The organism is Streptomyces sp. NPDC054794 (assembly GCF_053611585.1).
This window is the reverse complement of record NZ_JBSHAQ010000071.1, coordinates 22,428-35,291: the sequence shown is the minus strand read 5'-3', so window position 1 is coordinate 35,291 and position 12,864 is coordinate 22,428. Positions and strand designations below refer to the sequence as shown.

12 protein-coding genes are annotated in these 12,864 nt (G+C 71.9%); 4 read left to right on the top strand and 8 right to left on the bottom strand.

The window, feature by feature from the left end; genetic code table 11:
* Positions 1-37: 37 nt before the first annotated feature.
* Positions 38-478, bottom strand: coding sequence for a DUF6299 family protein (locus tag ACWGKT_RS43335; protein ID WP_453278023.1), 441 nt, complete (start codon positions 476-478; stop codon positions 38-40).
* Positions 479-777: 299 nt separating this feature from the next.
* Between ACWGKT_RS43335 and ACWGKT_RS43330 the strand changes: the two genes are divergently transcribed.
* Positions 778-966 (top strand): DUF5999 family protein, encoded by a 189-nt coding sequence (locus tag ACWGKT_RS43330; RefSeq protein WP_235458725.1) that lies wholly within the window; start codon positions 778-780, stop codon positions 964-966.
* An 11-nt stretch (positions 967-977) separates the two neighbouring features.
* Here the strand turns inward: ACWGKT_RS43330 and ACWGKT_RS43325 are convergent, their stop codons facing one another.
* Together ACWGKT_RS43325 and ACWGKT_RS43320 are read right to left on the bottom strand one after the other, a co-directional pair.
* Positions 978-1,376 (bottom strand): RidA family protein, encoded by a 399-nt coding sequence (locus ACWGKT_RS43325; protein ID WP_453278022.1) that lies wholly within the window; start codon positions 1,374-1,376, stop codon positions 978-980.
* Positions 1,373-2,509, bottom strand: a complete 1,137-nt coding sequence (locus tag ACWGKT_RS43320; protein WP_453278021.1) for an acyl-CoA dehydrogenase family protein — start codon at positions 2,507-2,509, stop codon at positions 1,373-1,375. Before ACWGKT_RS43320 ends, ACWGKT_RS43325 begins: the two co-directional genes overlap by 4 nt.
* A gap of 50 nt (positions 2,510-2,559) precedes the next feature.
* Here ACWGKT_RS43320 and ACWGKT_RS43315 point away from each other — a divergent pair, with 50 nt between their 5' ends.
* Positions 2,560-4,224, top strand: coding sequence for an AMP-binding protein (locus ACWGKT_RS43315; RefSeq protein ID WP_453278027.1), 1,665 nt, complete (start codon positions 2,560-2,562; stop codon positions 4,222-4,224).
* A gap of 15 nt (positions 4,225-4,239) precedes the next feature.
* Positions 4,240-5,052, top strand: a complete 813-nt coding sequence (locus ACWGKT_RS43310; RefSeq protein ID WP_453278020.1) for a PaaX family transcriptional regulator — start codon at positions 4,240-4,242, stop codon at positions 5,050-5,052.
* Between the two features lie 51 nt (positions 5,053-5,103).
* Here the strand turns inward: ACWGKT_RS43310 and ACWGKT_RS43305 are convergent, their stop codons facing one another.
* Positions 5,104-7,404 carry a bifunctional salicylyl-CoA 5-hydroxylase/oxidoreductase gene (locus ACWGKT_RS43305; protein ID WP_453278019.1) on the bottom strand — a complete coding sequence of 767 codons (2,301 nt, stop codon included), beginning with the start codon at positions 7,402-7,404 and terminating at the stop codon, positions 5,104-5,106.
* On the bottom strand, positions 7,389-8,216 hold the full coding sequence (locus ACWGKT_RS43300) for an enoyl-CoA hydratase family protein (RefSeq protein WP_453278018.1): 828 nt from the start codon (positions 8,214-8,216) through the stop codon (positions 7,389-7,391). The genes ACWGKT_RS43305 and ACWGKT_RS43300 overlap by 16 nt, the downstream gene beginning before the upstream one ends.
* Before the next feature lie 296 nt (positions 8,217-8,512).
* Between ACWGKT_RS43300 and ACWGKT_RS43295 the strand changes: the two genes are divergently transcribed.
* A complete protein-coding gene (locus ACWGKT_RS43295; protein WP_356154430.1) occupies positions 8,513-8,965 on the top strand; it encodes an ATP-binding protein in 453 nt (150 codons plus the stop codon).
* Here the strand turns inward: ACWGKT_RS43295 and ACWGKT_RS43290 are convergent.
* From ACWGKT_RS43290 to ACWGKT_RS43280, 3 genes are all read right to left on the bottom strand, one after another.
* Positions 8,925-10,373, bottom strand: coding sequence for an amino acid permease (locus ACWGKT_RS43290; protein WP_356154427.1), 1,449 nt, complete (start codon positions 10,371-10,373; stop codon positions 8,925-8,927). The two genes, ACWGKT_RS43295 and ACWGKT_RS43290, sit on opposite strands and share 41 nt — an antisense overlap.
* 120 nt (positions 10,374-10,493) lie before the next feature.
* Entirely contained in the window at positions 10,494-11,525 is a 1,032-nt protein-coding gene (argF, locus tag ACWGKT_RS43285) for an ornithine carbamoyltransferase (RefSeq protein ID WP_453278017.1), read from the bottom strand.
* A 62-nt stretch (positions 11,526-11,587) separates the two neighbouring features.
* A complete protein-coding gene (locus tag ACWGKT_RS43280; protein ID WP_453278016.1) occupies positions 11,588-12,814 on the bottom strand; it encodes an arginine deiminase in 1,227 nt (408 codons plus the stop codon).
* Positions 12,815-12,864 lie beyond the last annotated feature (50 nt).

Sequence of the window (12,864 nt, the reverse complement as noted above, 5' to 3'; positions counted from 1 at the left end):
CACCTGTGCGGTGCCGGGCCGACGGACGGTGGCGGGCTCAGCCCGCCGTGAGGGTCACGTCCTGCTCCTGGACGGCGTGGAAGTACGGCAGCGGGAGGCCGCCCTGGGGGCGCAGCTCCATGAGGGTGGCCTCGACGTGGGCCGGGCCGGCCTCGATCGCGGACGCCGGGACGGTGCCGGTGTTGCGCCAGGTGTGGTCGGCGCCGTCGCACACGGCCAGGGTGCCGCCGATGCCGTACTTGACCGGCCCGTCGCCCTGGCTGACGGAGGAGCTGACGAACACCGGTCCCTTCGCGCCGGTGCAGCGGTAGGTGCCGGAGAGGGTGACGTTGCCGTCCGCCGTGACGCGGCCGGTCGGATCGACGGTCAACGTCTCGTTCGGGTCGGCGGTCGCCGGCGCGGCGGCGACCGCGCACAGCAGCGCGGCGGCGGCCGCGGCCGCCGCGAGGGCGGGGCGGAGGGGGGAACGCAGGGCCATGGGGGTCTCCCGGATCGGGGGTGGGGGTTCCACCCGTACCGGGCACGTGCCGCGCGGGGCGTGATCGTCACCCCATCGGTGGCGCGTCACGCCCCTCGCCGGGGGAGGTCGCCCTCGGCCGTGAGTCACCGGCGTATGGCGGTGTGTCACGGCGTTCCGGGAAGTGTCCGGGAGTTGTCCGCAAGTTGTCACACTTCCTTGTAGGCCGTTCCGAGGAGTTCACGAGGGGGGCATGGTCTACTCGTGCCGGGCGGCACACGAGCCGCCGGCACCCGTCACATCCGACGTGGAGGTGCGCCATGTGTTCCCACCAGACCTCGTCCCGCGACAGCGGCGCCCCGCACATCGTCTCCGCCCACCCCGAGCAGGGCTGGAGCCTGTTGTGCGACGGCGGCATCCTCTTCGACGACACGGGTGAGCTGCACCCCGACGGAAGCGTCGTCCCGCCGCACCGCGCCCCGGCCGAGCCGCTGGCGGCCGTGGCCTAGGACCTGTCCGGCTACGGCAGTACCGCGAAGCCGTCGAGTTCGACCAGGGCCTGTTCGTCCCAGAGTCGTACGACCTCGACGACCGCCATCGCCGGGTAGTCCCGGCCCGCCAACCGATGCCAGACACGGCCCAGTTCACGGGCGTGGGTGCGGTAGGCGGCGACGTCGGTGGCGTAGACGGTGACGCGGGCGAGGTCGGCGGGAGTGCCGCCGGCCGCGCGCAGGGCGGTGAGGAGATTGCCGAGCGCCTTCTCGAACTGCTCGGGGAGGGTGTCGCCGGTGACCTTGCCGTCGGTGTCGAGGGCGGTCTGGCCGGCGAGGAACACCACGCGGGTGCCGGTGGCGACGACCGCGTGGGAGAAGCCGGTCGGCGGGGACAGCTCGGGCGGATTGACACGCTGGGTCGTCACGGACGGGCCTCCCGGTCGGCGGTGGCGTACAACTCCTTGGCGATGATGCCGCGTTGGACCTCGCTGGCACCCTCGTAGATACGCGGGGCGCGCACCTCGCGGTAGAGGTGTTCGAGCAGATGACCCCGCTCCAGGGCCCGGGCTCCGTGCAGCTGGACGGCCGCGTCGACGACGTACTGGGCGGTCTCGGTGGCCAGCAGCTTCGCCATCGCGGCGCGCTTGGGCACATCCGGGGCGCCCTCGTCGTAGGCCGTCGCCGCCGCGTAGACCATCAGCCGGGCCGCCTCCGTGCGCAGCGCCATCTCCGCGACCTGGTGGGCGACCGCCTGAAGATCCCTCAACTTGCCGCCGAACGCGTCCCGTCCGGCCGTGTGGGCGAGGGTCGCGTCGAGCGCCGCCTGGGCCATGCCGACGGCGAAGGCGCCGACGCTCGGGCGGAAGAGGTTGAGCGTGCCCATCGCGACCCGGAAACCGCGGTCGACCTCCCCGAGCACGTCGTCCTCGGCCACGGGTACGGCGTCGAAGTCGAGGCTGCCGATGGGGTGCGGGGAGAGCATCTCCAGGGGCGCGCCGGTGAGGCCGGGCCGGTCGGCGGGCACCAGGAAGGCGGTCACCCCGCGGGCGCCGACGTCGGGGGTGGTGCGCGCGAAGACAGTGTAGAAGTCGGCCTCGGGGGCGTTGGAGATCCAGCACTTCTGCCCGGTGAGCCGCCAGCCGCCCGGCCCCTGCGGATCCGCCCGCAGGCCGAGCGCCGCCGCGTCCGAGCCCGCCCCCGGCTCGCTCAGCGCGAACGCGGCCACCGCCGTGCCCTCGGACACGCGCGGCAGCCAGCGCTCGCGCTGGGCCGGGGTGCCGTGGGCGTGCACCGGGTGGGCGCCCAGGCCCTGGAGGGCGAGGGCGGTCTCGGCCTCCGTGCAGGCGTGCGCCAGGGACTCGCGCATCAGGCACAGGTCCAGGGCCCCGGACGTGAACAGGCGGGCCAGCAGGCCCAGCCGGCCGAGCTCCGCGACGAGCGGGCGGTTGACCCGGCCCGGCTCGGCCTTCTCGGCGAGCGGGCGCAGCCGCCCCGCCGCCAGGGCACGTATGTCCGCACACCGGGCGGCTTGTGCGGGTTCGAGTGAGAATGCAGGCATCGCCGGTCCCCTCTCCCGTGTTCTCACCCGACGGTATCGCGCACCGTTGACTGTCGTCACCAACACGATACGCTCGCTGGTGCGAGCCCACGCGAGGCCACCAGGCAAGGGGGCGTACCGCCATGAACGTCTCGGCCCACGTCGACACCTTCGCGCGCGACCACCTACCGCCGCCCGAACAGTGGCCCGAGCTCCATTTCGACCTGCCCGAGCTGCGTTACCCCGATCGGCTGAACTGCGCCGTCGAGCTCCTCGACAGCGCCGATCCGGCCCGCCCGGTGTTCCACACCGCCACCGGCCCGACATGGACGTACGGCGACCTGCGCGCCCGCGTCGACCATGTCGCGCACGTCCTCACCGACGACCTCGGCGTGGTCCCCGGCAACCGCGTCCTGCTGCGCGGCCCGACCACGCCCTGGCTCGCGGCCTGCTGGCTGGCGGTACTGAAGGCGGGCGCGGTCGCCGTCACCGTGCTGGCCCAGCAGCGTCCGCACGAGCTGGCCACGATCTGCGAGATCGCCCGGGTGGGACACGCCCTGTGCGACGTCCGGGCGGTCGACGACCTGACGAAGGCCGAGATTCCCGGGCTGCGCGTCACCACGTACGGCGGTGACACACCGGACGACCTCTTGCACCGCCCGGATCCCGGCACGCCGTACACCGCCGTGGACACCGCGGCCGACGACGTCGCGCTGATCGCGTTCACCTCGGGCACCACCGGCCGCCCGAAGGGGTGCATGCACTTCCACCGGGACGTGCTGGCGATAGCGGACACCTTCTCGAAGCATGTGCTCGGACCCCGTGCGGACGACGTGTTCGCGGGCAGCCCCCCGCTGGGCTTCACCTTCGGGCTGGGCGGGCTGGTGGTGTTCCCGATGCGGGCCGGCGCCAGCTCCCTGCTCCTCGAACAGGCCGGACCCCAGCAGCTGTTGCCCGCCATCGCCGAGCACCGGGTGTCGGTGCTGTTCACCGCGCCGACCGCCTACCGCGCCATGCTCGACGAGCTGGGCGGCCACGACACCGCGTCCCTCAGGCGCTGCGTCTCGGCCGGCGAGAACCTGCCCGCCGCCACCTGGCGGGCCTGGCACGAGCGCACCGGCCTGCGCATCATCAACGGCATCGGCGCCACCGAGCTGCTGCACATCTTCATCTCCGCCGCCGACGAGCGGATCCGGCCCGGCACGACGGGCGTGCCCGTACCGGGCTGGCACGCGCGCGTGCAGGACGAGGACGGGGAGCCGGTGCCCGACGGCGAGCCCGGCCTGCTCGCCGTGCGCGGGCCGGTCGGCTGCCGCTACCTCGCCGACCCCCGGCAGCGCGACTACGTCCGCGACGGCTGGAACGTCACCGGCGACACCTACGTCCGCGAGGACGACGGCTACTTCCGGTACGTCGCCCGCGCGGACGACATGATCATCTCGGCGGGGTACAACATCGCCGGACCGGAGGTCGAGGACGCGCTGCTGCGCCATCCGGACGTGGTCGAGGCGGCGGTGGTCGGACGGCCCGACGAGGCGCGCGGACACGTGGTGGTGGCGTACGTCGTGCTGAAGGAGGGCGCCGAGCGCGACACCGAGGCGCTGCGCGCCTTCGTCAAGTCCGAGCTGGCGCCGTACAAGTGCCCGCGCGAGATCGTCCTGCTGGACGCGCTGCCCCGCACGGCGACCGGCAAGCTCCAGCGATTCCGCCTGCGCACCGAAGGTGACCAGCAGTGACGCCGAAGACCTAAGATGATCAACGTGTCCGAGCAGCACGCCCCACGGTCCCTCATCGTCACGCTCTACGGCGCGTACGGCCGCTTCATGTCCGGTCCGGTGCCCGTCGCCGAGCTGATCCGACTGCTGGCCGCGGTCGGCGTGGACGCGCCGTCCGTACGCTCGTCGGTCTCCCGGCTCAAACGCCGCGGGCTGTTGCTGCCGGCCCGTACGGCGCAGGGCGCGGCCGGCTACGAACTGTCGGCACAGGCGCGGCAGCTGCTCGACGACGGCGACCGGCGCATCTACGCGACCGCGCCGCCCGAGGACGAGGGCTGGGTGCTCGCCGTGTTCTCGGTGCCCGAGTCGGAGCGGCAGAAGCGGCACGTGCTGCGCTCCCGGCTGGCCGGTCTGGGCTTCGGCACGGCCTCCCCCGGGGTGTGGATCGCCCCGGCGCGGCTGTACGAGGAGACCCGGCACACCCTCCAGCGGCTGCGGCTCGACCCGTACGTCGACTTCTTCCGCGGCGATCACCTCGGCTTCGCCCCGACGGCCGAGGCGGTGGCCCGCTGGTGGGACCTGGCAGCGATCGCCAAGGAGCACGAGGCGTTCCTCGACGTGCACGCGCCCGTGCTGCACGACTGGGGGCACCGCGCGGACACCCCGCCGGAGGAGGCCTACCGCGACTACCTGCTGGCCCTGGACTCCTGGCGCCACCTTCCCTACATCGACCCGGGCCTGCCCCCGCACCTGCTGCCCGCCGACTGGCCGGGCGCCCGCTCGGCCGAGGTGTTCCGGGCGCTGCACGAGCGGCTGCGGGACGCGGGGGCGGCCTACGTGGGCCTGTGACCCCCGGCCCCGCCCCGCGGCGCCTCGTCCCGGTCATCGCGCCGGCCGGGGTCAGTCCAGCTTGAGCCGGGGCTTGGGGGCGTCCGTGCGACCGGTCTGCGGGGGCCGGCTGCCGGCGCGGTAGGCGTCGGGCCAGACGACGCCGGGACCGTCGTACCCCTGCTCGGCGGCCGCGTGGAGCGTCCAGTGCGGGTCGTAGAGGTGGGGGCGGGCCAGCGCACACAGGTCCGTACGCCCGGCCAGGAGCAGGGAGTTGACGTCGTCCCAGGAGGAGATCGCGCCGACCGCGATCACCGGGACGCGGACCTCGTGCCGGATACGGTCGGCGAACGGTGTCTGGTACGACCGCCCGTACTCCGGTCGCTCCTCGTCCACGACCTGCCCGCTCGACACGTCGATCGCGTCGGCGCCGTGCGCGGCGAAGGCGCGGGCGATCTCGACGGCGTCCTCGGCCGTGGTGCCGCCCTCGGCCCAGTCGGTGGCGGAGATGCGCACTGTCATCGGCCGTTCCTCCGGCCACACCCCGCGTACGGCGTCGAAGACCTCCAGCGGGAAACGGAGCCGCTTGGCCAGCGAGCCGCCGTAGGCGTCGGTGCGCCGGTTGGTGAGCGGGGAGAGGAAGCCGGAGAGCAGATAGCCGTGCGCGCAGTGCAGTTCGAGGAGGTCGAAGCCGGCCCGGGCGGCACGCCACGCGGCGGACGTGAACTGCTCCCGTATGTCGGTGAGTTGGGCACGGGAGAGCTCACGCGGGGTCTGGCTGCCCGGCTTGTACGGGATCGGGGAGGCGGCCACCAGCGGCCAGTTGCCGTCGGGCAGCGGTTCGTCCATGCCCTCCCACATCAGCTTGGTCGAGCCCTTGCGCCCGGAGTGGCCCAGCTGCACGCCGATCGCGGTGCCGGGGGCCTGCGTGTGCACGAACTCGGTGATCCGCCGCCAGGCCTCGGCCTGCCGGCCGGTGTAGAGGCCGGTGCAGCCCGGGGTGATCCGCCCCTCCTCGCTGACGCACACCATCTCGGTCATCACCAGGCCGGCGCCGCCGAGGGCTCGGGCGCCCAGGTGGACGAGGTGGAAGTCGCCGGGGACGCCCTGCACCGCCGAGTACATGTCCATCGGCGAGACGACGACCCGGTTGCGCAGGTTCAGTCCGCGCAGCCGGAAGGGGGTGAACATCGGGGGTGTGCCGGGCGGGCAGCCGAACTCTTGCTCCACGGCCTCGGTGAAGTGGGCGTCGCGCAGCCGGAGGTTGTCGTGGGTGACGCGGCGGCTGCGGGTGAGCAGGTTGAAGGCGAACTGGCGGGGCGGCTGGCCGAGGTGGAGCCCGAGGTTCTCGAACCACTCCAGGCTGGCCCGGGCGGCGCGCTGGGTGGAGGCGACGACGGGCTTGCGTTCCGTCTCGTAGGCCGCCAACGCGTCCTGAAGGGACGGCTGTTCCTCCAGGCAGGCGGCCAGGGCGAGGGCGTCCTCCACGGCGAGCTTGGTGCCGGAGCCGATGGAGAAGTGGGCGGTGTGCGCGGCGTCGCCGAGGAGGACGACGTTGCCGTGGGACCAGCGCTCGTTGACGACCGTACGGAAGGTGGTCCAGGCGGACTTGTTGGAGCGCAGCGGGCGGCCGCCGAGCGCGTCCGCGAAGATCTTGGCGCAGCGTTCCACGGACTCCGCCTCGCCGAGCTCCTCGAAACCGGCGGCCCGCCACACCTCCTCGCGCATCTCGACGATCACGGTGGAGGCGTCGGACGCGAAGGGGTAGCCGTGCAGTTGCATCACGCCGTGTTCGGTCTCGGCGATCTCGAAGCGGAAGGCGTCGAAGGCGAAGTCGGCGGCGAGCCAGATGTAGCGGCAGCGGTGGGTGGTCACCTGGGGCCGGAACACGTCGGAGTAGGCCTCGCGGGTGGTGCTGTTCACCCCGTCCGCGGCGATGACGAGGTCGTACGCCTCGCTGAGCCAGGCCGGGTACGGGGCCTCGCTGCGAAAGCGCAGCTCGACGCCGAGGTCGTGGCAGCGCTCGTGCAGGATCTCCAGGAGGCGTTTTCTGCCGAGGGCGGCGAAGCCGTGTCCGCCGGAGGTGTAGCCGGTGTTGCGGTGGACGATGTCGATGTCGTCCCAGCGCACGAAGTCCCGTTGAAGGGCCTCGTAGACCGTCGGGTCGGCGTGTTCGATGCCGCCGAGGGTCTCGTCGGAGAGGACCACGCCGAAGCCGAAGGTGTCGTCGGGGGCGTTGCGTTCCCAGACGGTGACGTCGCGGCCGGGGTCGAGGCGTTTGAGCAGGGCGGCCGCGTAGAGGCCGCCGGGGCCGCCGCCGATGATCGCGATGCGTTGGGGATGGCTGGTGGGCATGGTCACCGCCCTTGCCATTTCGGAGGGCGCTTCTCCTTGAAAGCCGCGTGGAACTCCGCGTAGTCCTCGCCGTTCATCAGCAGGGCCTGTGTCGAGGCGTCCAGTTCCACCGCTGCCGCCAGTGGCATGTCCAGTTCGGCGGTGAGCAGGGCCTTCGTCTGGGCGTGGGCGAGGGCCGGGCCGTCGGCCAGGCGGCGGGCGAGGGCCTGGGCCGCCTCGTCGACGTGGCCGTCCTCGGTCAGCTGGCTGATCAGGCCGATCCGTTCGGCCTCCGCCGCCCGCACGGAATCGCCCAGCATGAGCAGCCGGGTGGCGTGGCCGAGGCCGACGACCCGGGGCAGCAGATAGGCCGCGCCCATGTCTCCGCCGGACAGGCCGACCCGGGTGAAGAGGAAGGCGAAGCGGGCCGTGTGGTCGGCGACCCGGAAGTCGGCCGCCAGGGCCAGCACCGCGCCGGCCCCGGCCGCCACGCCGTGCACCGCGGCGATCACCGGGAACGGGCACTCGCGTACGGCCCGGACGACCTGCCCGGTCATCCGGTTGAAGTCGAGGAGCTGGGCGGTGTCCATGGACAGGGTCGCGCCGATGATCTCGTCGACGTCGCCGCCCGAGCAGAAGCCCCGGCCTTCTCCGGCCAGCACCAGGGCGCGCACCGACCGTTCGCGGGACAGCTCGGCGAGCAGGTCGCGCAGATCGGCGTAGGCGCCGAAGGTGAGGGCATTGAGTTTGTCGGGGCGGGCGAGGGTCACGGTGGCGACGCCGTCGGCGAGCTCGACCCGCAGGTGCTGCCAGTCGCCGGTGCGGGCGGCGGAGCCGGTGAAGGGACTCATGACGTGCGGCCTCCTTGGGCGGCGATGCCTCACGTAGCTCTACCCCATGAAGCTATCACCCATTTGTGACTGTCGTCACGACTGCGCGACAGCGCTGCCGCCATATGGCCGAGTCCGGTCACGTCCGTCACCGGACGTCGATAACGCGGTAACAGCCCGAGCGGGCGTGCGAGGCGGGCCGCCGGCCCGGGTAAGCCGCCTGTACCGGGGCGGAAGGCCCCGTGCGGGGCCCGTCGAGAGCCGCTGTAGTCGGGCCCCGTACCATTCCTGAGATTGAAAGCAGGACAGCCTGCTCCATGAACGGAACAGCCTTGTACGAACCCTCCTCCGCCCCGGCCTCCTGGCGCATCGCCCTGCCGCACACCGCGGCCGCGGTGCCGGTCGCGCGTGCGCTGGTGCGCACGGCGCTGACCGAGCGGGAGCACGCGGCCGACTGCGACACCGCGGAGCTGCTCACGGCGGAGCTGGTCGCCAACGCGGTGGAGCACACCGCGGGGCACGGCCCGATAGAGCTGGTGGTGGAGCTGCTGCCGACCGGCTGCCAGGTCGAGGTGCACGATGCCGACCCGGCGCCGCCCGGCAACCTCACCCGGCCCACGGTCGAGACGCCGGACCCGTGGCAGGAGCACGGGCGCGGTCTGCTGCTGATCCGCGCCCTGAGCTCGTCCTGCGGTCACCGCCCCACCCCGTCGGGCAAGGCGGTGTGGTTCAGACTGCCTGTGGTACCGCGTCAGTGGCGTCCTGCGTGACCTCCGCGTCGACGGTCCTGCCGAGCGTGGAGTTCCGGCGCCCGTAGGCGAGGTACACCAGGAGCCCGACCACGAGGAACGCCGCGAACTGGATCCAGGTGGTCCAGCCCGTCTCGTACATCAGGTACAGGCAGAAGCCGACGCCGAGCACCGGGACGACGGGGTACAGCGGCACCCGGAAGGTGCGGGCGAGGCCCGGTTCGCGGCGGCGCAGGGCGATCACCGCGATGTTGACGGCGGCCATGATGGCGAGCGTGCCGATGGTGCACAGGTTCATCACGGCGTCCAGCGGAGCGAAGGCCGCCGGGAGCGCGAAGACGAGCGCGACGATGAGGGTGCCGGCCACGGGGGTCGAGGTCCGGGGCGAGACCTTCTCGAAGACGCGCGGGATGAGTCCGTCGCGGGACATCGACATCAGGATGCGGGTCTGGCCGTACATCACGGCGAGCACCACGGACGCGATGGCGACCACCGCGCCGAAGGCGATGACCCCGCCGCCGATCTCGGACCCGGTGACCTGGTTGACGACGTACGACAGCGCGGCCGGCCGGCCGGCGACCTGGTCGCCGCCGATGGCGCCGATGGCGGCGACGGCGACCGCGCAGTACAGCAGCGTGACCAGGCCCATGCAGACGAGGATGGCGACCGGGATGTCGCGGCGCGGGTTCTTCGCCTCCTCGCCGGCCGTGGTGATCGCGTCGAAGCCGATGTACGAGAAGAAGGCGGCCGTGGTGCCGGCGCCGATGCCGCCGAGTCCGGCCGGGGAGAACGGGGTGAGGTTGCCGTCCTTGAAGGCGCTGTAGCCGATGGCGCAGAAGGCGACCAGGATGGCCAGCTTCACCGCGGCCATGGCGGCCGTCGCGCGGGCGCTCTCGCGCACGCCTCGCACCAGCAGCACGCAGGCCATGGCGATGACGATCACGGCGGGCAGGTTGACGATGCCGTGGTCGGCGGGACCGGCGGACAGCGCCTGGGGCAGCTGCCACCCGGTGAGGCTGTGCAGCAGTTCGTTGACGTACTCGCTCCAGCCGACGGCGACGGCCGAGATCGAGATGCCGTACTCCAGGAGCAGGCACCAGCCGACCAGGAAGGCGGTGGTCTCGCCGAGGCCCGCGTAGGCGAAGGAGTACGACGAGCCGGAGACCGGGATCGCGCCGCCCAGCTCCGCGAAGGCGAAGGCGGTGAAGACGCAGGTGATCGCGGCGAGGATGAAGGAGACGACGACCGCGGGACCGGCCTGGGCGACCGAGTCGGACAGGCCGACGAAGATGCCGGTGCCGACGATCGCGCCGACGCCGAAGCAGATCAGCTGGAAGAGGCCCATCGTGCGCTTGAGGCCGTGTCCCTCGCGGTCGGCGCCGGATTCGGCTATCAGCGCGCCGGGGGACTTGATGCGTGGAGCGGGCATGCGGGTGGTGCTCGTTTCTGATGGTGCTGGTGCGACGGATGTGTCGCGGTGGCGGCCGTGGCAGGGGTGGCTCAGGGCCGCCGGTCAGGATAAGGCCTGTTCAGGCCTTCGAGGCGCCGGTCAGCCGAGACTCGGTGCCGTGGAGCCGGCGAGCGTGGCCACGAGGACGGCCTTGATCGTGTGCATACGGTTCTCCGCCTCGTCGAAGACCACGGAGTGCTCCGACTCGAAGACCTCGTCGGTGACCTCCAGCTCGGTCAGCCCGTGCCGCTCGTGGATCTCGCGGCCGATGTCGGTGCCGAGGTCGTGGAAGGCCGGCAGGCAGTGCAGGAACTTCACGCCGTCGTTGCCGGTGGCGCGCAGCACGTCCATGGTCACGGCGTACGGGCCCAGCAGCGCGATGCGCTCGTCCCAGACCTCCTTCGGCTCGCCCATGGACACCCAGACGTCGGTGGCGACGAAGTCGGCGCCGCGCACGCCCTCCTTCACGTCGTCGGTGAGCGTGATCCGGGCGCCGGACGCGCCGGCCAGTTGCTGGGCCACCTCGACGATCGTGTCGTCCGGCCACAGCAGCCGGGGCGCGACGATCCGCACGTCCATGCCCAGCAGGGCGCCGGTGACCAGGTAGGAGTTGCCCATGTTGTAGCGGGCGTCACCGAGGTAGGCGAAGGCGATCTCGGTCAGCGGCTTGTCGGTGTGCTCGGTCATGGTGAGCACGTCGGCGAGCATCTGGGTGGGGTGCCACTCGTCGGTCAGACCGTTGTAGACGGGGACGCCGGCATAGGCGGCCAGTTCCTCGACGATGCCCTGGCTGTGCCCCCGGTACTCGATGGCGTCGAACATCCGGCCGAGGACCCGGGCGGTGTCCTTCACCGACTCCTTGTGCCCCATCTGCGAGCCGGAGGGGTCGAGGTACGTCGTCGAGGCGCCCTGGTCGGCGGCGGCGACCTCGAACGCGCAGCGGGTGCGTGTCGAGGTCTTCTCGAAGACCAGGGCGATGTTCCTGCCCCGCAGGTACCGCGTCTCGGCCCCCGCCCGCTTGGCCGCCTTCAGCTCGGCGGCCAGCTCGATCAGGCCGCGGAACTCCGCCCCGGTGTAGTCCAGCTCCTTGAGGAAGTGGCGGCCTGCGAGGGAGGTCGGGACTGTCGCCATGGGGGCGCTCCAGACATACGAGAACAGTGAAGACTTGGAACCCTATACGAAGATTCACATTTCTATGCAGCTGCGTCTCGCTCTACGGGACAGCTCATGCAGCGCGGCCCTCCCCTGCCGCGCCCCAGCTCGCTGCCCGGGATCTCGATCACCTCGATGCCCTGCTTGCGCAGGTGCGTGTTGGTGGTGGAGTTCCGCTCGTAGGCGACGACCACGCCGGGTTCCACGGCCAGGACGTTACAGCCGTCGTCCCACTGCTCGCGCTCGGCGGCGTGCACGTCCTGGGTGGCGGTCAGGACCCGGATCTCACTCAGACCGAGGGCGGCGGCGATCGCGCGGTGCATGTGCTCCGGCGGATGGTCGGTGACCTTGAGCTCCTTCTCGCCGCTGCCCGGTTCGATGGTGTACGAGCGCAGCATGCCGAGCCCGGCGTACTGGGTGAAGGTGTCGCCGTCGACCATCGTCATCACGGTGTCGAGATGCATGAAGGCCCGCCGCTTGGGCATGTCGAGCGCGACGATCGTACGGGCCGACCCCGCCGCGAACAGCTTGTGCGCGAGCATCTCCACGGCCTGCGGCGTGGTGCGCTCACTCATGCCGATCAACACGGCGCCGTTGCCGATCACCAGGACGTCGCCGCCCTCGATGGTGGAGGGGTAGTCGGACTGACCCCGGGACCAGACGTGGAAATCCTCGTCGCGGAAGAGGGGGTGGTGCCGGTAGATCGCCTCGAAGTGCACGGTCTCGCGCCGGCGGGCGGGCAGCCGCATGGCGTTGATGGAGACCCCGTCGTAGATCCAGGCGGACGTGTCACGGGTGAAGAGGTGGTTGGGCAGCGGGCCGAGCAGGAAGTCGTCGAGGTCCATCACATGGAAGCGGACGGAGGTCGGCTCCGCGTGCGCGTCCAGGAACTCGCGCTTGGTCATGCCCCCGACCAGCGCCTCGGCGAGTTCGCGTGCGGGCAGGGTCTCGAAGGCGGCGCGCAGATGGTCGGTGGCCAGCGGGCCGTACTCCTTCTCGTCGAAGACCCGGTCCAGGACGAGCGTGCGGGCCGCCGGGATCGCCAGGGCCTCGGTGAGCAGCTCGCCGAAGAGATGGACGACGACCCCCCGGTCGCGCAGCACGTCGGCGAAGCCGTCGTGCTCGGCGCGCGCCCGACGCACCCACAGCACGTCGTCGAAGAGGAGGGCGTCCTTATTGCTGGGGGTGAGCCTTTTGAGCTCAAGATCCGGCCGGTGCAGGATGACGCGGCGCAGCCGCCCGGCCTCGGAGTCGACATGGAATCCCATGCCTCCATCCTGACCATCGAGGACCGCCTTCACCCCCTGCTCGACCGTTT